Below are 16,588 nucleotides of genomic sequence, written 5' to 3' on the forward strand. Positions count from 1 at the left end.
ACTATGGCTACGAAGGCAATCAAGGTGGATCTCCCCTCGGAGATCTTTGACGTTCAGACCAACGTGCCGCTGCTGCACCAGGTCGTCGTGGCTCAGCTTGCCGCCGCCCGCCAGGGCACGCACAAGACGAAGAACCGCGGCGAGGTCTCCGGCGCCGGTCGCAAGCCGTTCAAGCAGAAGGGCACCGGCCGCGCCCGTCAGGGTTCGATCCGCGCTCCTCACATGACCGGTGGCGGCGTTGTCCACGGCCCGCAGCCGCGCGACTACTCGCAGCGCACCCCCAAGAAGATGAAGGCTGCCGCCCTGCGTGGCGCCCTCTCGGATCGCGCCCGCAACGGCCGCATCCACGTCGTCGAGTCCCTGGTTTCCGGCGAGAAGCCGTCCACCAAGGACGCCAAGGCGACCCTGCGTTCGCTCTCCGAGCGCAAGAACCTGCTCGTGGTTCTCGACCGCGCCAACGACATTGCCGCTCTTTCGGTGCGCAATCTCGATGATGTGCACGCCCTCTACGTCGACCAGCTGAACACGTACGACGTGCTCGTTGCTGACGATGTGGTGTTCACCAAGGCTGCGTTCGATGCCCTGGTCAACAAGGAGGACGCCAAGTGAGCTCCGCGATCAACAAGTCCCTGCACGACGTTCTCGTCGCGCCGGTCGTGTCCGAGAAGTCTTACAACCTGATCGACGAGGGTCGCTACACGTTCATCGTGGACCCCCGCTCGAACAAGACGGAGATCAAGGCCGCCGTGGAGTCCATCTACGGCGTCAAGGTCGCTTCGGTCAACACCATCAATCGCCCGGGCAAGCGCGTTCGCACGCGCTTCGGTTTCGGTGCGCGCAAGGACACCAAGCGCGCCATCGTCACCCTCAAGGGCGATGCCACCATCGATATCTTCGGCGGTCCGCTCGCCTGAGCGGAGACCACTTTAACGAGGAACTAAAACATGGGTATCCGTAAGTACAAGCCGACAACCCCGGGCCTGCGCGGCTCGTCGGTTGCCGACTTCTCCGAGATCACGCGATCCACTCCGGAGAAGTCCCTGCTTCGCCCGCTGACCAAGTCCGGCGGACGTAACAACACCGGTCGTATCACGACCCGTCACAAGGGTGGTGGCCACAAGCGCCAGTACCGCGTGATCGACTTCCGTCGTCACGACAAGGACGGCGTGCCGGCCAAGGTCGCTCACATCGAGTACGACCCCAACCGCACCGCGCGCATCGCGCTCCTGCACTACATCGACGGCACGAAGCGCTACATCATCGCGCCGAACAAGCTGGCGCAGGGCGATCGCGTTGAGTCGGGCCCCACGGCTGACATCAAGCCGGGCAACAACCTCCCGCTGCGCAACATCCCCGTGGGCACCGTGATCCACGCTGTGGAGCTGCGTCCGGGCGGCGGCGCCAAGATCGCCCGCTCCGCTGGCGCTTCGATCCAGCTGGTGGCCCGCGAGGGTCGCTTTGCCCAGCTGCGTCTGCCCTCCGGCGAAATCCGCAACGTCGACGTCCGCTGCCGCGCGACGATCGGCGAGGTCGGCAACGCCGAGCAGTCGAACATCAACTGGGGCAAGGCCGGCCGTATGCGCTGGAAGGGCGTCCGCCCGACCGTGCGTGGTGTCGCGATGAACCCCGTCGATCACCCGCATGGTGGTGGCGAGGGCAAGACCTCCGGTGGCCGTCACCCGGTCAACCCGAACGGCAAGCCCGAGGGTCGCACCCGTCGCCCCAACAAGGAAAGCGACAAGCTCATCGTGCGTCGTCGTCGTACCGGCAAGAACAAGCGATAAGGAGCTCAGAACATGCCACGCAGCCTGAAGAAGGGCCCCTTCGTTGATCAGCACCTCTACGTGAAGGTGCTGGCCGAGAACGAGAAGGGCACCAAGAACGTCATCAAGACGTGGTCCCGCCGCTCGATGATCGTGCCCGACATGCTCGGTCACACCATCGCGGTGCACGACGGTCGCAAGCACGTCCCGGTGTTCGTCACCGAGTCGATGGTCGGCCACAAGCTCGGTGAGTTCGCGCCCACGCGTACGTTCCGCAGCCACGTGAAGGACGACAAGAAGGGCAAGCGCCGCTGACCCCCGGGTTAGCGAGTCGCTTAGCTCCTCTTCAAGACGGAAGAAGGAAAGCAATGGAAGCCAAGGCTATTGCGCGCCACCTGCGCGTGACGCCGATGAAGGCCCGGCGCGTCGTCAACCTCGTTCGTGGTAAGCAGACGAACGAGGCGCTGGCCATCCTGAAGTTTGCCCCGCAGGCAGCTTCGGAGCCGGTGTACAAGGTCGTCGCCTCCGCCATCGCCAACGCCCGCGTCGCCGCGGACCGTGCCGGCGAGGCGTTCAACGAGGACGATCTGTACATCGCCGAGGCCTTTGTCGATGAGGGTCCGACCATGAAGCGGTTCCAGCCGCGTGCCCAGGGCCGCGCGTTCCGCATCAACAAGCGCACCAGCCACGTCACCGTGGTCGTCGCGACGCCTGAGAAGGGTGGGGAGAAGTAAATGGGTCAGAAGATCAACCCGAACGGCTTCCGACTCGGTATCACCACCGACCACAAGTCGCACTGGTTCGCCGATTCGAACAAGCCGGGTCAGCGTTACGCCGACTTCGTGAAGGAAGACGTCCGCATCCGCGAGCTCATGACCAAGGGCATGGATCGCGCGGGCATCGCCAAGGTGGAGATCGAGCGTACGCGTGACCGCGTCCGCGTCGACATCCACACCGCCCGCCCGGGCATCGTCATCGGTCGCCGCGGCGCCGAGGCCGATCGCCTGCGCACCGAGCTGGAGAAGCTCACGGGCAAGCAGGTGCAGCTGAACATCCTCGAGGTCAAGAACCCCGAGATCGAGGCTGCTCTGGTTGCTCAGGGCATCGCCGAGCAGCTGGCCTCCCGTGTCGCGTTCCGTCGCGCCATGAAGAAGGCCATGCAGTCGGCCATGCGCGCCGGTGCCAAGGGCATCCGCGTGCAGTGCTCCGGCCGTCTCGGCGGCGCCGAGATGTCCCGCAAGGAGTTCTACCGCGAGGGCCGTGTGCCCCTGCACACGCTCCGCGCCAACATCGATTTCGGCACCTTCGAGGCCAAGACGACCTTCGGTCGCATTGGCGTCAAGGTCTGGATCTACAAGGGCGACGTGACCGACAAGGAGCTCGCGGCACAGCAGGCCGCCGCTCCCCAGCGCGGTGGCCGTCGTGACGACCGCCGCGGTGGTGGCGAGCGTCGCGGTGGTGGCGAGCGCCGCCGTCGTAACGACCAGGGCGCCCCGGCCTCTGAGGCCGCTGCGGCTCCGGAAGGGGGACAGGCCTGATGCTGATCCCGCGTCGAGTCAAGTACCGCAAGCAGCACCACCCGAAGCGTTCGGGCATGGCCAAGGGCGGCACCACGGTGTCGTTCGGTGAGTGGGGCATTCAGGCCCTGACGCCGGCCTACGTCACGAACCGTCAGATCGAGGCCGCGCGTATCGCGATGACCCGTCACATCAAGCGTGGCGGCAAGGTCTGGATCAACATCTACCCGGATCGTCCGCTGACGAAGAAGCCGGCCGAAACCCGCATGGGTTCCGGTAAGGGCTCCCCGGAGTGGTGGGTTGCCAACGTCAAGCCCGGACGTGTGCTCTTCGAGCTCTCGGGTGTCAATGAGGAAGTTGCTCGCGAGGCCCTCCGCCTGGCGATCCACAAGCTTCCGCTGAAGGCGCGCGTTGTGCGCCGTGAGGGTGGTGAATGATCCATGGCCATCGGTTCGAAGGAACTCTCGGTCGAGAACCTCGAGGGGTTCGATAACGCTCGCCTGGGCGAGGAGCTGAAGAACGCCAAGAAGGAGCTCTTCAACCTCCGCTTCCAGTCGGCCACGGGTCAGCTCGAGCAGCACGGTCGCATCGCGGTCGTCAAGCGCGACATCGCCCGCATCTACACGATCCTGCGTGAGCGCGAGCTCGGCATTCGTGAAGAGGTCGTTGCCAAGGTCGAGGAGACCAAGAAGGCAACCAAGAAGAAGTCCGCCAAGAAGGCCGAGGAGACTCCGGCCGAGGACGCCGAGTAATGAGCGAGAAGGAGAACGCCGTGGCTGAGCAGGCTGAAGCCCGCAACGACCGCAAGACCCTTCGCGGTTACGTGGTGTCCGACAAGATGCAGAAGACCATCGTGGTTGACGTGGAGTCCCGCGTGAAGCACGCGCTCTACGGCAAGGTCATGCGTCGCAACAAGAAGATCAAGGCTCACGACGAGCTGAACGCCGCCGGCATCGGCGACCTCGTTCTGATCGCCGAGACCCGCCCGCTGTCGGCCCAGAAGAACTGGCGCCTGGTGGAGATCATCGAGAAGGCCAAGTGATCTAGGCCTCTTCTGAGGTCTTGCCGCAAGGCTCGAAGGACCCGAAGTCCCCGAAAAATCGGAGGATTTCGGGTCCTTCGTCTTTGTGCGATAGACTTAAGGGTCCGTGCGTTCCGCGCGAGGAGACTATCCACCTCCACTCGCGGGACCAGGCGTGCAACTGGGGTAACCCAAGCACGTGTGCACGGCCCCCAGCCATACCGCCTCGGCCTTGGTTCCTCCGCGTGAGCGGCGTGAGTTCTTTTGCAGCTCGCGCGTGGATCCAGGGGTAAGCGAAAAGGGTGGGGGAGTCCATCAACCCGTTCCGCAAGGCTCCGAGTACGGAGAACCAGCGAGACGACAGGAGATATAAGTGATTCAGCAGGAGTCGCGACTCAAGGTTGCTGACAACACTGGTGCGAAGGAAATCCTGACCATCCGTGTTCTCGGTGGCTCTAAGCGTCGCTACGCAGGCATTGGTGACGTCATCGTCGCCACCGTCAAGGATGCGATCCCGGGCGGCAATGTCAAGAAGGGTGACGTCGTCAAGGCGGTCGTCGTCCGCACCGTGAAGGAGCGCCGTCGTGCCGACGGTTCCTACATCAAGTTCGACGAGAACGCTGCGGTGATCCTCAAGAACGAGAACGAGCCGCGCGGCACGCGCATCTTCGGCCCCGTGGGCCGCGAGCTGCGCGACAAGCGCTTCATGAAGATCGTCTCGCTGGCCCCGGAGGTGCTCTGATCATGGGTGCAAAGATCAAGAAGGGTGACCTGGTTCAGGTCATCACCGGCGCCTCCGCCAAGCGCGGCGGCGACCTCGGCAAGCAGGGCAAGGTCCTGGCCGTGTTCCCCGAGCAGAACCGCGTGCTGGTGGAGGGCGTCAACGTCATCACCAAGCACACCAAGGTCGGCCAGACCGAGCGTGGTTCCAAGACCGGCGGCATCGAGCACGTTGAGGCCCCGCTTCACGTCTCCAACGTTGCCGTGGTCGATCCCGAGACGAAGAAGCCGACCCGCGTTGGCTTCCGCCTCGAGACCGTGACCCGTGACGGCGTCGAGAAGACCGTGCGCGTTCGCTACGCCAAGGCTTCCGGAAAGGCCCTGTGATGACTGAGACCACCGTGAAGATCACGCCGCGTCTGAAGACGAAGTACAAGGACGAGATCCGCGCTGCGCTGCAGGAGCAGTTCTCCTACGAGAACGTCATGCAGATCCCCGGCCTCGTGAAGGTCGTCGTCAACATGGGTGTTGGCGAGGCTGCCAAGGACTCGAAGGTCATCGAGGGCGCCGTGCGCGACCTCACCGCCATCACCGGCCAGAAGCCGATGGTGACGAAGGCCCGCAAGTCCATCGCCCAGTTCAAGCTGCGCGAGGGCATGCCGATCGGCACCCACGCCACGCTGCGCAACGACCGCATGTGGGAGTTCGTCGACCGTCTGGTCACGCTGGCCCTGCCCCGTATCCGCGACTTCCGCGGCCTGAACGGCAAGCAGTTCGACGGCAACGGCAACTACACCTTCGGTCTGACCGAGCAGGTCATGTTCCACGAGATCGACCAGGATTCCATCGACCGCACGCGCGGCATGGACATCACGGTCGTCACGACGGCCAGGACCGACGAAGAGGGTCGCGCGCTGCTGAAGGCGCTCGGCTTCCCCTTCAAGGCTGACAACTAATCCAACTACGTCGTAGGTCCCCGCTCGTTCGGGGAAACCACGTCGAGGAAGGGCACTAGCCCACATGACAATGACTGATCCCGTTGCAGACATGCTCACGCGCCTGCGCAACGCGAACTCCGCTCACCACGAGGACGTCACCATGCCGTCCTCCAAGCTGAAGGTCCGCATCGCCGAGATCCTGAAGGCCCAGGGTTACATCCAGGACTTCAAGGAAGATGCGGCCGAGGTCGGCAAGAAGCTGACCATCGACCTCAAGTTTGGTCCGAATCGCGAGCGTGCCATCGCCGGCATCCGCCGCATCTCCAAGCCGGGTCTGCGCGTCTACGCGAAGTCGACGCAGCTTCCCCGCGTGCTTGGCGGCCTTGGCATCGCCATCCTGTCCACGTCTTCCGGTCTGCTGACGGACCGCCAGGCTCACTCCAAGGGTGTCGGCGGCGAAGTCGTCGCCTACGTCTGGTAAGGGAAGGGAGTAACACACCATGTCCCGTATTGGACGTCTCCCCATCACGGTTCCGGCCGGCGTCGACATCAAGGTCGATGGCCAGGACGTGACCGTCAAGGGCCCCAAGGGCGAGCTGACGCACGTCGTCGCTCAGCCCATCCAGGTTGGCCTCGAGGACGGCACCCTCACGGTGTCGCGCCCCGATGACCAGCGCACCTCCCGCTCGCTGCACGGCCTGACCCGCACCCTGATCAACAACATGATCATCGGTGTCACCGAGGGCTACGCGAAGAAGCTCGAGATCTCCGGCACCGGCTACCGCGTGCTGGCGAAGGGCTCCGATCTGGAGTTCTCCCTCGGCTACTCGCACACCATCACGGTGCAGCCGCCGGCCGGCATCACGTTCACCGTCGAGGGCGCGAACAAGCTGACCGTCTCCGGCATTGACAAGCAGCAGGTGGGCGAGGTCGCCGCCAACATCCGCAAGCTCCGCAAGCCCGATCCGTACAAGGCCAAGGGCATCAAGTACGAGGGCGAAATCATTCGCCGCAAGGTCGGAAAGGCAGGTAAGTGACCATGGCTCTCGCTATCAAGGGAAAGAGCAAGGCCGCCAAGCGCGGTCGTCGTCACCTGCGTGTTCGCAAGCGCATCACGGGCACCTCGCTGCGCCCGCGCCTGGTTGTCAACCGCTCCGCGCGCCACATGGTTGCGCAGATCGTGGACGACAGCCGCGGCGTGACCGTTGCGTCCGCCACGACCATGGAGGCCGACCTGCGCGGCTTCGATGGCGACAAGACCGCCAAGGCCAAGCGCGTGGGCGAGCTCGTCGCCGAGCGCGCCAAGGCTGCCGGCGTTGAGGCCGTGGTCTTCGACCGCGGTGGCAACAAGTACCACGGCCGCGTGGCCGCGGTTGCCGATGGCGCTCGTGAAGGTGGGCTGGCACTGTGAGCGAAGAGATCAACCAGAAGGACACTCAGGTGAGCGAATCCGCCACGCAGGCCCCCGAGGCCGGTGCCGAGCAGGCTGCCAACGACCGCCGCGGCGGCCGTGGCGGCAACGACCGCAACCGTGGCGAGGGCCGCGGTCGCGGTGATGGCCGCGGTCGCGGTCGCGACAACAAGGGCCGTGGCCAGGACGAGGACAAGGACAAGTTCCTTGAGCGCGTCGTCACGATCAACCGCGTCTCCAAGGTCGTCAAGGGCGGCCGTCGCTTCAGCTTCACCGCGCTCGTCGTGGTGGGCGATGGCAACGGTCTCGTTGGTGTCGGCTACGGCAAGGCCAAGGAGGTGCCCGCGGCCATCGCCAAGGGTGTCGAAGAGGCCAAGAAGTCGTTCTTCCGCGTTCCGCGCGTTGGCACGACCATTCCTCACCGCGTGACTGGCGAGGCCGCTGCCGGTGTCGTGCTGCTCATCCCGGCGTCTGAGGGTACCGGCGTGATCGCCGGCGGCCCGATCCGCGCCGTGCTCGAGTGCGCCGGCATCCACGACGTGCTCTCCAAGTCCATGGGGTCCACGAACCAGATCAACATGGTCCACGGCACCATCGAGGCCCTCAAGGCCCTCGAGGAGCCCCAGGCCGTTGCTGCTCGCCGTGGTCTGCCCCTGGACGAGGTGGCCCCGGCCGCCATGCTGCGCAAGCTCCAGAACCAGAAGGCAGGTGCATGAGCATGTCGAAGAACCTGCTCCCCAGCGATGCCAAGCTCGTCATTACCCTCAAGAAGGGTGTTGTCGGCACCAAGCAGAACCAGCGCGACACCGTCCGCTCGCTCGGCCTGAAGCGTATCGGCCACACGGTCGAGCGCACGGCTGACGCGGTCACCGTCGGTATGGTCAACACGGTCAAGCACCTGGTGACCGTCGAGGAGGCTAAGTAAACATGGCTGAGAACAACGAGAGCGCGCTGAAGATTCACCACCTGCGTCCTGCTCCCGGCGCCAAGACCGCCAAGACCCGCGTGGGTCGTGGCGAGGCGTCCAAGGGCAAGACCGCCGGCCGCGGCACCAAGGGCACCAAGGCCCGTTACCAGGTCCGCGCCGGCTTCGCCGGTGGCCAGCTGCCCCTGCAGATGCGCCTGCCGAAGCTTCGCGGCTTCACCAACCCGTTCCGCGTTGAGTTCCAGGTTGTGAACCTGGACCGCATCTCGGAGCTGTTCCCGGAGGGTGGCGAGGTCTCCATCGAGTCGCTCGTCGCCAAGGGCGCCGTCCGCAAGAACCAGCCCGTCAAGGTGCTGGGTCAGGGCGAGCTCACCGTCAAGGTGGACGTGAAGGTCAACGCCTTCTCCCAGTCCGCCCTGGACAAGATCGCCGCCGCCGGCGGGTCGACCGAGACCATCTGAGCGGCACGCGGCACGTCCGCGTGATCACTTGAGGTAGGCCCCCGGTCCGCAGCCATGTGGCTGTGGATCGGGGGCCTTCCCACCTTCTGCCGCGCCTCACTTGTGTCCCCAAATGCGGGGATTGGCGTGCGCGGACGCTAGACTCAATTCGCCCTCGGTCGTTACTTGGGCCACTTCCGTCACTTCCCTTATGAAGGAGACTGCGTGTTCAGCGCCATCGCCCGGGTGTTTAAGACCCCGGACCTGCGGCGAAAGCTGCTCTTCACCCTGGGCATCATCGTCATCTACCGCATCGGTGTGTACATCCCCTCACCCGGTGTGGACTACACCGCGGTGAAGCAGTGCATGGCGCTGGGCGGCACCAGCGGTGGCCTGTATGACTTCGTCAACATGTTCTCCGGTGGCGCGCTACTGCAGGTCTCCGTGCTGGCGATGGGCATCATGCCGTACATCACGGCCTCCATCATCATCCAGCTCCTGCGCGTGGTGGTTCCGCGCTTCGAGGAGCTGCACAAGGACGGCCAGGCCGGCCAGGCCAAGCTGACGCAGTACACGCGCTACCTCACCATCGCGCTGGGCCTGCTGCAGGCCACCACGCTGGTGACGACGGCCAAGTCCGGCGCGCTGTTCAACAACTGCCAGTACGAGATCATCCCGGGCGATTCGATCTGGACGATCCTGCTGCTCATCGTGGTCCTCACGGCCGGCACCATGTTCATCATGTGGCTCGGCGAGCTGGTCACAGAGAAGGGCGTCGGCAACGGCATGTCCCTGCTGATCTTCGTCTCGATCGCCGCGGGCTTCCCCGGTTCCATGATGAACATCCTGCAGAACAAGGGCTGGTGGACCTTCATCCTGGTCATCCTGATCGGCCTCGTGATCCTGGCCCTCGTGGTGTTCGTGGAGCAGTCCCAGCGCCGCGTCCCGGTGCAGTACGCTAAGCGCACCATCGGCCGCCGCACCGTGGGTGGCACGTCCACCTACATCCCGATCAAGGTCAACATGGCCGGCGTCATCCCGGTCATCTTCGCCTCCTCGCTCCTGGCGCTGCCGATGATGATCGTGCAGTTCAACCAGCCCCCGGCCGGCCAGAACTTCGCCCCTTGGGTCGAGTGGATCAACAACAACCTCGTCTCCACCTCCGCGCCGCTGCACGTGCTGCTCTACGTGCTGCTGGTGTTCGGCTTCACCTACTTCTACGTGTCCATCACGTTCAACCCCACCGAGGTGGCGGATGACATGAAGAAGTACGGCGGATTTGTCCCCGGCATCCGCGCGGGCGAGCCCACGGCCAAGTACCTCGGCTTCGTGAGCTCCCGCATCACCTTCGCGGGCGCCATCTACCTGGCCGTCGTCGCCATGATCCCGATCGTGGCCCTGACGCTGGTCGGTGCAAACCAGAACTTCCCGTTCGGCGGCACCTCGCTCCTCATCATGGTGGGCGTGGGTCTCGAGACGGTGAAGCAGATCAATGCTCAGATGCAACAGCGACACTATGAAGGACTACTGCGATGACTCGTCTCCTCATCGTCGGCCCCCCCGGGTCCGGCAAGGGTACCCAGGCAGCCCGCATCACCGATTCGCTCGGCGTTGTGGCGATCTCCACGGGTGACATCTTTCGTGCCAACGTGAAGGAGATGACGCCCCTCGGCGTCGAGGCCAAGCAGTACATGGATGCCGGCGACTACGTTCCGGACTCCGTGACCAACGCGATGGTCCGCGACCGCCTGGCGCAGTCCGACGTCGCCGAGGGCTTCCTCCTGGACGGCTACCCGCGCACGGTGGCCCAGGTCGCCGAGCTGGACGACATCCTGGCCTCCAACGGCCAGAACCTCGACGCCGTGGTCCTGCTGACCGCCGATGAGGACGAGCTCGTGGCCCGCCTCCTGAAGCGCGCGCAAATCGAGGGCCGCGCGGACGACACCGAGGACGTCATCCGCCACCGCCTCTCCGTCTACCGCGAGCAGACGCAGGACGTCGTCGCCGCCTACCGCGAGCGCGGCCTGGTCCGCGAGGTCGATGGCCTCGGCGAGCTCGAGGACGTCACCTCCCGCATCCTGACCGCCCTGCGCCAGGACGCCTGACACATCACCCCGCCTGATCGCGCAGGCGAGCGCCAGCCCCCGCCAGAGACCTCTGCGCGGGGGCTGATGCGTGGGTGCGGGGCCGCCGCCCCGCGTCCACGTCACGCACAGCCAAGAAAGGGGGCCCGAGCATGGGCCTTGAACGCATCGAATACAAGAAGCCGGCCGAGCTGCAGCGCATGCGCGCCGCCGGCCTGGTCCTCGCCGAGGCCCTGGACACCACCGTGGCCGCCGCCGCCCCCGGCATGAGCACCAAGGAACTGGACGAGGTCTTCGCCGCGGTGCTGGCCAAGCACGGCGCCACGTCCAACTTCCTTGGCTACTACGACTTCCCGGCCACGATCTGCACCTCGGTCAACGAGGAGGTCGTGCACGGCATCCCCGGCGCGCGCATCCTGCAGGACGGCGACGTCCTGAAGATCGACGGCGGCGCAGTCGTGGAGGGCTGGCACGCCGACTCGGCGCGCACCGTCATCCTCGGCACGGCCGATCCGGAGGACCAGCGCCTCTCCGACATCACGGAGGAGGCCATGTGGGCCGGCATCGCTGCCCTCGCCTCCGCCCGCCACATCGGCGAGGTCGGCGACGCCATCGACGATTTCGTCACGGAGCAGCCCGGAGCCCCGCTCGGCATCCTCGAGGACTACGTGGGCCACGGCATCGGCTCGGCCATGCACATGGCCCCCGACGTGCTCAACTACCGTTCAGGGCACAAGGGGGCCCGCATCAAGCCGGGCATGGCCTTCGCCATCGAGCCCATGCTCGTGCGCGGCAACATCGAGACCGTCACGCTCGAGGACGACTGGACCGTCGTCACGACCGACGGCTCGCGCGCGAGCCAGTGGGAGCACACCGTGCTCGTGCACCAGCGCGGCATCTGGGTTTCCACGGCGGTGGACGGGGGAGCGGAGCGTCTCGCGCGCTACGGCGTGACCCCCTCGCCGCTGGCCTGAACCAGCGCAACCCCGTGATCGCGGCGGGGCCGGGCTCCCAGCCCGGCCCCGCCGCGTCGTCGTGCAGTGAACGACGGCGCCGGGCCGGCGCCCGCCGGTAGCCGTGCCTCCCGGCGGGAGGGCCGGAGCGCCCCGCGCGGCGGTGTGAGCAGGTACACGCGACGCGGGGATTTCGCAAGCGGCCCGCCATGGACTACTCTTGATCGTTGGTTGTCTGTTGTCGTGCGCGCATCCGCGGGTATCGACGCTCAGGCCACCACGTCACCAAACACAACCGGGCGCAGCTGCGTTCCGGACCGACGTTAGCGGAGGACATGGCCAAGAAAGAAGGCGTCATCGAACTGGAGGGTTCCGTCACGGAAGCCCTGCCGAACGCGATGTTCCGCGTGAAGCTCCAGAACGAGCACGTCGTGCTCGCCACGATCTCCGGGAAGATGCGACAGCACTACATTCGCATCCTCCCCGAGGACCGGGTCGTCGTCGAACTGACGCCGTACGACCTGAACCGTGGGCGCATCGTCTACCGCTACAAGTGATCGGTGGCCGGGCGACGGACGTGCCGTGAGGGGCGCCCTGAAGCAGGCCATGAGGTGACACTCAACCGACCAGTCCAACACGAAGGAATCGAACCGTGAAGGTCAATCCGAGCGTGAAGCCCATCTGCGACAAGTGCAAGGTCATTCGTCGCAACGGGCGCGTCATGGTGATTTGCGAGAACCCGCGTCACAAGCAGCGCCAGGGCTGATTCCCTCCTCTTCTTTCTCAGAAGAGGGAATCTCAGCTACACGCCACACATGTACTAGGCAGTCCAGCACCGCTCACCGCAGTGAGAACCCCCGGGCCAAGGAGGCTGGGGCCGGATCCACACCGGATCCGGATGATGAGGCTGCTCCACACCTCCTGATATCGATAGGAAGACAACCAACTATGGCTCGTCTCGCTGGTGTCGACATCCCGCGCGAAAAGCGCGTGGTCATCGCACTCACTTACATCTACGGCGTGGGTCAGACCCGCTCCGAGGAGACCCTCGCGGCCACGGGTATCGACCCGTCCATCCGCGTGAAGGACCTCACCGACGATCAGCTCGTCCAGCTGCGCGATTACATCGAGGGCAACTACAAGGTTGAGGGTGACCTCCGCCGCGAGGTCGCCGCCGACATCCGCCGCAAGGTTGAGATCGGCTCCTACCAGGGCATTCGCCACCGCAAGGGCCTGCCCGTCCACGGCCAGCGCACCAAGACCAACGCTCGTACCCGCAAGGGCCCGAAGCAGACCGTCGCCGGCAAGAAGAAGGCCCGCTGATCCTCAGCGGGACCCACAGGATTTAGGTAGGAGTAGACATGCCCCCCAAGGCACGCACCGCGGTTCGTAAGCCGCGTCGCAAGGATAAGAAGAACGTTGCCGCCGGTCAGGCGCACATCAAGAGCACGTTCAACAACACCATCGTTTCGATCACGGATCCCACCGGCGCCGTGATCTCCTGGGCCTCCGCTGGCCAGGTTGGCTTCAAGGGCTCGCGTAAGTCGACCCCTTACGCCGCGCAGATGGCCGCCGAGCAGGCCGCCAAGCGCGCGCAGGAGCACGGCATGCGCAAGGTTGACGTCTTCGTGAAGGGCCCGGGTTCGGGTCGCGAGACGGCCATCCGTTCGCTGCAGGCCGCCGGCCTCGAGGTTGGCTCCATCCAGGACGTCACCCCGAGCGCCCACAACGGCTGCCGTCCGCCGAAGCGTCGCCGCGTCTGATCGCGGGTCGCGCGCTGGGACGGTGACGGCGCGGGCTGCATAGCCCGCGCCGCCCGTCCCGTCCAGGGGCTCGTGCCCCGCCGACGGTTCACCCACCAAGAGGTGTCGTCGTCCTTAAGTCGCCATGTGTTGCGTCATATAGCGGACGCTCGCTGAAAGGACATCATCAGTGCTCATTGCACAGCGCCCGACCCTGACCGAAGAGGTCGTCGCCGATAACCGTTCCCGGTTCACCATCGAACCGCTGGAGCCCGGTTTCGGCTACACCATCGGCAACTCCATCCGTCGTACCCTGCTCTCGTCCATCCCGGGCGCCGCTGTCACCAGCGTGCGCATCGATGGCGTGCTGCACGAGTTCACCACGGTGCCCGGCGTGAAGGAGGATGTCACCGAGATCATCCTGAACGTCAAGCAGCTCTCCGTCTCTTCGGAGCACGACGAGCCCGTCGTCGCCTACCTGCGCAAGCAGGGCCCCGGCGTCGTCACGGCCGCGGACATCACCCCGCCGGCCGGTGTGGAGATCCACAACCCGGATCTGCACATCGCCACGCTCAACGAGAACGGCAAGTTCGACATGGAGCTGACCATCGAGCGTGGCCGCGGCTACGTCTCGGCGGCGCAGAACAAGAACGCCGACGCGGAGATCGGTCGTATCCCCGTTGATTCGATCTACTCCCCGGTGATGAAGGTGACCTTCCGCGTCGACGCCACCCGCGTTGAGCAGCGCACCGACTTCGACAAGCTCGTCCTGGACGTCGAGACCAAGGAGTCCATGCTGCCGCGTGACGCCGTGGCCTCGGCCGGCACCACCCTGGTGGAGCTGTTCGGTCTGGCCCGCGAGCTCAACGTCGCTGCCGAGGGCATCGAGATCGGCCCGTCGCCGACGGACGCCCAGGTGGCGGCCGACATGGCGCTGCCGATCGAGGACCTGGAGCTCACGGTTCGTTCCTACAACTGCCTCAAGCGCGAGGGCATCCACTCCGTGGGTGAGCTCGTGGCTCGTTCCGAGGCGGATCTCATGGACATCCGTAACTTCGGCGCCAAGTCCATCGACGAGGTGAAGGCCAAGCTCGTGGAGCTGGGTCTCTCCCTCAAGGATTCCCCGGCCGGCTACGACCTCTCGGCCCACGCCGACGTCGATTACGACGCCTGATTCGTTAAGCTTTCTGCCTTCTCGGATGGCTTCCGTGAGGGTCTCTTCCAAGGAGAAATCCCATGCCTACCCCTACCAAGGGTCCCCGCCTCGGCGGCAGCCCGGCGCACCAGCGCCTCATCCTGGCCAACCTGTCGCTCCAGCTCTTTGAGCACGGCAGCATCACGACCACGGTGACCAAGGCCAAGCGCCTGCGTCCCTTCGCCGAGCGCCTGATCACCATCGCCAAGCGCGGTGACCTGGCCTCGCGTCGTCGTGTGCAGTCCGTCCTGGCCTCGCGCAGCCGCACCAACAAGGGCGTCGTGTACACCTTGATGGAGCAGATCGCCCCGGCCATGGCCGGCCGCGATGGTGGCTACACCCGCATCACCAAGATCGGCAACCGCCAGGGCGACAACGCGCCCATGGCCGTGATCGAGCTCGTCATGGAGCCCGTTTCTGCCAAGCAGGCCGTCGTCAAGGAGGCCGCCAAGGCCACCGAGAAGGCCGCCAAGGCTGAGGAGACCAAGGTCGAGGAGACCGTTGTCGAGGCCCCGGCCGCCGACTTCGATTCCGCCAAGGCCGAGGCCACCGCCGCCAAGTTCGCCGGCGCCATCGCCGCGAACGCCGATGCCGCCGCCCCCGAGGGCGCCGACATCAAGGGCAACGCCGATTCCATGAAGTACCACGTGCCTGGCTCGCGCTGGTACGACCAGACGGTCGCCGAGGTGTGGTTCGCCACCGCCGAGGATGCCAAGGCCGCCGGCTTCGCGCCGGCGGGTGGCGAGGCCGCTCAGCAGCAGGGCGAGTGATGATCGGCGGGCGTGAGCCCGCCGGCATCAACGCTTGAGGGCCGCCCCTCACCGGATCTTCGGATCCGGTGAGGGGCGGTTCTTTGTGTGCGCCCGGGGAGCTGCTCCGGGTTTCCGATGCCCGACGGCGGGTGGTGGGCCGGGTGGCGCCCGCCCGAGCGGGCGCGGGGCCGGGACCCGGCCCCGCGTCGTCGGGCACTGCACCCTAAGATGGTGGGGTGTCTGAGCCGGTGCCCTCCCCCCAACGCTTTGCCCTGACCCTGGCCTATGACGGGGGCCCGTTCAACGGGTGGGCGCGGCAGCCGGGCCTGCCCTCCGTGCAGGAGGCCATCGAGTCGGCGCTGGCCGTGGTCAGCCGGCAGGAGCTGCGCGTGGTCGTCGCTGGGCGCACCGATACCGGGGTTCACGCCTCGGGCCAGGTGCTGCACGTGGACCTCGACGCCGCCGCCCAGGCCAAGGTGGGCGTGCGGGACGGCGCAGAGCCCGTCGAGGTGACGCTCGTGCGGCGGCTCAACGCGGTGCTCGCCCGCTCCACCGGACGCGCCGTGCTCATCCACTCGGCCCGGCCCGTGCCGCCCGGCTTCGACGCCCGATTCTCCGCGCTCTGGCGCTCCTACACGTACACGATCGCGGACGGCGAGCGGCGCTGGGATCCGCTGCGCCGCGGCGACACCCTCTTCCACGCGCGCGCCCTCGACGTGGACGCCATGCAGGCCGAACTCGACTCGCTCCTGGGGCTGCACGACTTCCTCTCCTTCTGCAAGCCGCGGGAGGAGGCCACCACGGTGCGGGAGCTGCAGGGCGGCGAGGTGGTGCGCGGGGAGGACGGCCTGGTGCGCGTGCACCTGCGGGCCGACGCGTTCTGCCATCACATGGTGCGCACCATCGTGGGTGCCCTCGTGGCCGTGGGGGAGGGGCGCGAGCCGTCAGGCTGGGTGGGGCGGCGCCTGGGGGAGCGGACGCGCGATGCCAAGACCAAGATGGTGGCGGGGCACGCGCTGGTCCTTACGGGCGTCGGTTATCCGGACGACGAGGTCGCCGGTGCCCGGGCCAAGGCGACCCGGGCCAAGCGCGCAGCCCTGTGAAGTGTCTTTCCGTGGAGCTGCCCC

The 16,588-nt window shown here is 66.1% G+C and carries 28 protein-coding genes; all 28 read left to right on the forward strand.

Annotated elements, in window-relative coordinates:
- The first annotated feature begins 3 nt into the window (after positions 1-3).
- The 28 genes from rplD to truA all read left to right on the forward strand — a co-directional run bounded on the left by rplD (position 4) and on the right by truA (position 16,564).
- A complete protein-coding gene (rplD, locus tag DWB68_RS01925) occupies positions 4-609 on the forward strand; it encodes a 50S ribosomal protein L4 (protein WP_119423458.1) in 606 nt (201 codons plus the stop codon).
- The gene (rplW, locus tag DWB68_RS01930) at positions 606-914 is read left to right on the forward strand and encodes a 50S ribosomal protein L23 (RefSeq protein ID WP_119423459.1); all 309 of its coding nucleotides are present in this window, start codon (positions 606-608) and stop codon (positions 912-914) included. Before rplD ends, rplW begins: the two co-directional genes overlap by 4 nt.
- Before the next feature lie 30 nt (positions 915-944).
- Complete coding sequence (gene rplB / locus DWB68_RS01935) at positions 945-1,784, forward strand: 50S ribosomal protein L2 (RefSeq protein WP_119423460.1); 840 nt, start codon at positions 945-947, stop codon at positions 1,782-1,784.
- Positions 1,785-1,796: 12 nt separating this feature from the next.
- Complete coding sequence (gene rpsS / locus DWB68_RS01940; protein ID WP_119423461.1) at positions 1,797-2,078, forward strand: 30S ribosomal protein S19; 282 nt, start codon at positions 1,797-1,799, stop codon at positions 2,076-2,078.
- A 53-nt stretch (positions 2,079-2,131) separates the two neighbouring features.
- Entirely contained in the window at positions 2,132-2,497 is a 366-nt protein-coding gene (gene rplV / locus DWB68_RS01945) for a 50S ribosomal protein L22 (RefSeq protein ID WP_119423462.1), read from the forward strand.
- On the forward strand, positions 2,498-3,301 hold the full coding sequence (gene rpsC, locus DWB68_RS01950) for a 30S ribosomal protein S3 (RefSeq protein ID WP_119423463.1): 804 nt from the start codon (positions 2,498-2,500) through the stop codon (positions 3,299-3,301). It begins immediately after the preceding gene.
- Positions 3,301-3,717 carry a 50S ribosomal protein L16 gene (gene rplP / locus DWB68_RS01955; RefSeq protein ID WP_119423464.1) on the forward strand — a complete coding sequence of 139 codons (417 nt, stop codon included), beginning with the start codon at positions 3,301-3,303 and terminating at the stop codon, positions 3,715-3,717. The genes rpsC and rplP overlap by 1 nt, the downstream gene beginning before the upstream one ends.
- Positions 3,718-3,720: 3 nt before the next feature.
- Positions 3,721-4,032 carry a 50S ribosomal protein L29 gene (gene rpmC / locus DWB68_RS01960; protein ID WP_119423465.1) on the forward strand — a complete coding sequence of 104 codons (312 nt, stop codon included), beginning with the start codon at positions 3,721-3,723 and terminating at the stop codon, positions 4,030-4,032.
- Positions 4,032-4,322 carry a 30S ribosomal protein S17 gene (gene rpsQ, locus DWB68_RS01965; RefSeq protein WP_119423466.1) on the forward strand — a complete coding sequence of 97 codons (291 nt, stop codon included), beginning with the start codon at positions 4,032-4,034 and terminating at the stop codon, positions 4,320-4,322. The genes rpmC and rpsQ overlap by 1 nt, the downstream gene beginning before the upstream one ends.
- Before the next feature lie 352 nt (positions 4,323-4,674).
- Positions 4,675-5,043, forward strand: a complete 369-nt coding sequence (gene rplN, locus DWB68_RS01970) for a 50S ribosomal protein L14 (RefSeq protein WP_119423467.1) — start codon at positions 4,675-4,677, stop codon at positions 5,041-5,043.
- 2 nt (positions 5,044-5,045) lie between these two features.
- Positions 5,046-5,408, forward strand: a complete 363-nt coding sequence (rplX, locus tag DWB68_RS01975) for a 50S ribosomal protein L24 (protein WP_119423468.1) — start codon at positions 5,046-5,048, stop codon at positions 5,406-5,408.
- Positions 5,408-5,977: a 50S ribosomal protein L5 gene (gene rplE, locus DWB68_RS01980; RefSeq protein ID WP_119423469.1), complete on the forward strand. Its 570-nt coding sequence runs from the start codon at positions 5,408-5,410 to the stop codon at positions 5,975-5,977. Before rplX ends, rplE begins: the two co-directional genes overlap by 1 nt.
- Before the next feature lie 64 nt (positions 5,978-6,041).
- Positions 6,042-6,440: a 30S ribosomal protein S8 gene (gene rpsH / locus DWB68_RS01985; RefSeq protein WP_119423470.1), complete on the forward strand. Its 399-nt coding sequence runs from the start codon at positions 6,042-6,044 to the stop codon at positions 6,438-6,440.
- A 19-nt stretch (positions 6,441-6,459) separates the two neighbouring features.
- Complete coding sequence (gene rplF, locus DWB68_RS01990; protein ID WP_119423471.1) at positions 6,460-6,996, forward strand: 50S ribosomal protein L6; 537 nt, start codon at positions 6,460-6,462, stop codon at positions 6,994-6,996.
- A gap of 2 nt (positions 6,997-6,998) precedes the next feature.
- A complete protein-coding gene (gene rplR, locus DWB68_RS01995) occupies positions 6,999-7,370 on the forward strand; it encodes a 50S ribosomal protein L18 (protein WP_119423570.1) in 372 nt (123 codons plus the stop codon).
- A complete protein-coding gene (gene rpsE / locus DWB68_RS02000) occupies positions 7,367-8,086 on the forward strand; it encodes a 30S ribosomal protein S5 (RefSeq protein WP_119423472.1) in 720 nt (239 codons plus the stop codon). The genes rplR and rpsE overlap by 4 nt, the downstream gene beginning before the upstream one ends.
- 2 nt (positions 8,087-8,088) lie before the next feature.
- A complete protein-coding gene (gene rpmD / locus DWB68_RS02005; RefSeq protein ID WP_119423473.1) occupies positions 8,089-8,295 on the forward strand; it encodes a 50S ribosomal protein L30 in 207 nt (68 codons plus the stop codon).
- Between the two features lie 2 nt (positions 8,296-8,297).
- A complete protein-coding gene (gene rplO / locus DWB68_RS02010) occupies positions 8,298-8,756 on the forward strand; it encodes a 50S ribosomal protein L15 (protein WP_119423474.1) in 459 nt (152 codons plus the stop codon).
- 204 nt (positions 8,757-8,960) lie between these two features.
- The gene (gene secY / locus DWB68_RS02015) at positions 8,961-10,271 is read left to right on the forward strand and encodes a preprotein translocase subunit SecY (protein WP_119423475.1); all 1,311 of its coding nucleotides are present in this window, start codon (positions 8,961-8,963) and stop codon (positions 10,269-10,271) included.
- On the forward strand, positions 10,268-10,840 hold the full coding sequence (locus DWB68_RS02020) for an adenylate kinase (protein WP_119423476.1): 573 nt from the start codon (positions 10,268-10,270) through the stop codon (positions 10,838-10,840). Before secY ends, DWB68_RS02020 begins: the two co-directional genes overlap by 4 nt.
- 131 nt (positions 10,841-10,971) lie before the next feature.
- A complete protein-coding gene (map, locus tag DWB68_RS02025; RefSeq protein ID WP_119423477.1) occupies positions 10,972-11,793 on the forward strand; it encodes a type I methionyl aminopeptidase in 822 nt (273 codons plus the stop codon).
- 314 nt (positions 11,794-12,107) lie between these two features.
- Positions 12,108-12,329 carry a translation initiation factor IF-1 gene (infA, locus tag DWB68_RS02030; RefSeq protein ID WP_119423478.1) on the forward strand — a complete coding sequence of 74 codons (222 nt, stop codon included), beginning with the start codon at positions 12,108-12,110 and terminating at the stop codon, positions 12,327-12,329.
- 95 nt (positions 12,330-12,424) lie between these two features.
- On the forward strand, positions 12,425-12,538 hold the full coding sequence (rpmJ, locus tag DWB68_RS02035; RefSeq protein WP_071894985.1) for a 50S ribosomal protein L36: 114 nt from the start codon (positions 12,425-12,427) through the stop codon (positions 12,536-12,538).
- A gap of 182 nt (positions 12,539-12,720) precedes the next feature.
- Positions 12,721-13,095 carry a 30S ribosomal protein S13 gene (rpsM, locus tag DWB68_RS02040; protein ID WP_119423479.1) on the forward strand — a complete coding sequence of 125 codons (375 nt, stop codon included), beginning with the start codon at positions 12,721-12,723 and terminating at the stop codon, positions 13,093-13,095.
- A 38-nt stretch (positions 13,096-13,133) separates the two neighbouring features.
- Positions 13,134-13,535 (forward strand): 30S ribosomal protein S11, encoded by a 402-nt coding sequence (gene rpsK / locus DWB68_RS02045; RefSeq protein WP_119423480.1) that lies wholly within the window; start codon positions 13,134-13,136, stop codon positions 13,533-13,535.
- 169 nt (positions 13,536-13,704) lie between these two features.
- Positions 13,705-14,688, forward strand: a complete 984-nt coding sequence (locus DWB68_RS02050) for a DNA-directed RNA polymerase subunit alpha (RefSeq protein ID WP_119423481.1) — start codon at positions 13,705-13,707, stop codon at positions 14,686-14,688.
- A 62-nt stretch (positions 14,689-14,750) separates the two neighbouring features.
- On the forward strand, positions 14,751-15,479 hold the full coding sequence (rplQ, locus tag DWB68_RS02055) for a 50S ribosomal protein L17, sunset domain variant (protein ID WP_119423482.1): 729 nt from the start codon (positions 14,751-14,753) through the stop codon (positions 15,477-15,479).
- Positions 15,480-15,697: 218 nt separating this feature from the next.
- Positions 15,698-16,564, forward strand: coding sequence for a tRNA pseudouridine(38-40) synthase TruA (truA, locus tag DWB68_RS02060; RefSeq protein ID WP_233548560.1), 867 nt, complete (start codon positions 15,698-15,700; stop codon positions 16,562-16,564).
- The last annotated feature ends 24 nt before the right edge of the window (positions 16,565-16,588 follow it).

This window comes from Galactobacter valiniphilus (genome assembly GCF_003575975.1).
GTDB lineage: Bacteria > Actinomycetota > Actinomycetes > Actinomycetales > Micrococcaceae > Galactobacter > Galactobacter valiniphilus.

Bases quoted from the DNA above. Each gene is read 5' to 3' on its own strand.
- infA (WP_119423478.1), top strand. From the start codon at position 12,108: ATGGCCAAGAAAGAAGGCGTCATCGAACTGGAGGGTTCCGTCACGGAA.
- DWB68_RS02020 (WP_119423476.1), top strand. From the start codon at position 10,268: ATGACTCGTCTCCTCATCGTCGGCCCCCCCGGGTCCGGCAAGGGTACC.
- rpsH (WP_119423470.1), top strand. From the start codon at position 6,042: ATGACAATGACTGATCCCGTTGCAGACATGCTCACGCGCCTGCGCAAC.
- rplV (WP_119423462.1), top strand. From the start codon at position 2,132: ATGGAAGCCAAGGCTATTGCGCGCCACCTGCGCGTGACGCCGATGAAG.
- rplP (WP_119423464.1), top strand. From the start codon at position 3,301: ATGCTGATCCCGCGTCGAGTCAAGTACCGCAAGCAGCACCACCCGAAG.
- rpsC (WP_119423463.1), top strand. From the start codon at position 2,498: ATGGGTCAGAAGATCAACCCGAACGGCTTCCGACTCGGTATCACCACC.
- rpmC (WP_119423465.1), top strand. From the start codon at position 3,721: ATGGCCATCGGTTCGAAGGAACTCTCGGTCGAGAACCTCGAGGGGTTC.
- rplB (WP_119423460.1), top strand. From the start codon at position 945: ATGGGTATCCGTAAGTACAAGCCGACAACCCCGGGCCTGCGCGGCTCG.
- rplO (WP_119423474.1), top strand. From the start codon at position 8,298: ATGGCTGAGAACAACGAGAGCGCGCTGAAGATTCACCACCTGCGTCCT.
- rplQ (WP_119423482.1), top strand. From the start codon at position 14,751: ATGCCTACCCCTACCAAGGGTCCCCGCCTCGGCGGCAGCCCGGCGCAC.
- rplR (WP_119423570.1), top strand. From the start codon at position 6,999: ATGGCTCTCGCTATCAAGGGAAAGAGCAAGGCCGCCAAGCGCGGTCGT.
- rplD (WP_119423458.1), top strand. From the start codon at position 4: ATGGCTACGAAGGCAATCAAGGTGGATCTCCCCTCGGAGATCTTTGAC.
- map (WP_119423477.1), top strand. From the start codon at position 10,972: ATGGGCCTTGAACGCATCGAATACAAGAAGCCGGCCGAGCTGCAGCGC.
- rpsK (WP_119423480.1), top strand. From the start codon at position 13,134: ATGCCCCCCAAGGCACGCACCGCGGTTCGTAAGCCGCGTCGCAAGGAT.
- rplE (WP_119423469.1), top strand. From the start codon at position 5,408: ATGACTGAGACCACCGTGAAGATCACGCCGCGTCTGAAGACGAAGTAC.
- rplX (WP_119423468.1), top strand. From the start codon at position 5,046: ATGGGTGCAAAGATCAAGAAGGGTGACCTGGTTCAGGTCATCACCGGC.
- rpmD (WP_119423473.1), top strand. From the start codon at position 8,089: ATGTCGAAGAACCTGCTCCCCAGCGATGCCAAGCTCGTCATTACCCTC.
- rpsM (WP_119423479.1), top strand. From the start codon at position 12,721: ATGGCTCGTCTCGCTGGTGTCGACATCCCGCGCGAAAAGCGCGTGGTC.
- rpsS (WP_119423461.1), top strand. From the start codon at position 1,797: ATGCCACGCAGCCTGAAGAAGGGCCCCTTCGTTGATCAGCACCTCTAC.
- rpsQ (WP_119423466.1), top strand. From the start codon at position 4,032: ATGAGCGAGAAGGAGAACGCCGTGGCTGAGCAGGCTGAAGCCCGCAAC.
- rplF (WP_119423471.1), top strand. From the start codon at position 6,460: ATGTCCCGTATTGGACGTCTCCCCATCACGGTTCCGGCCGGCGTCGAC.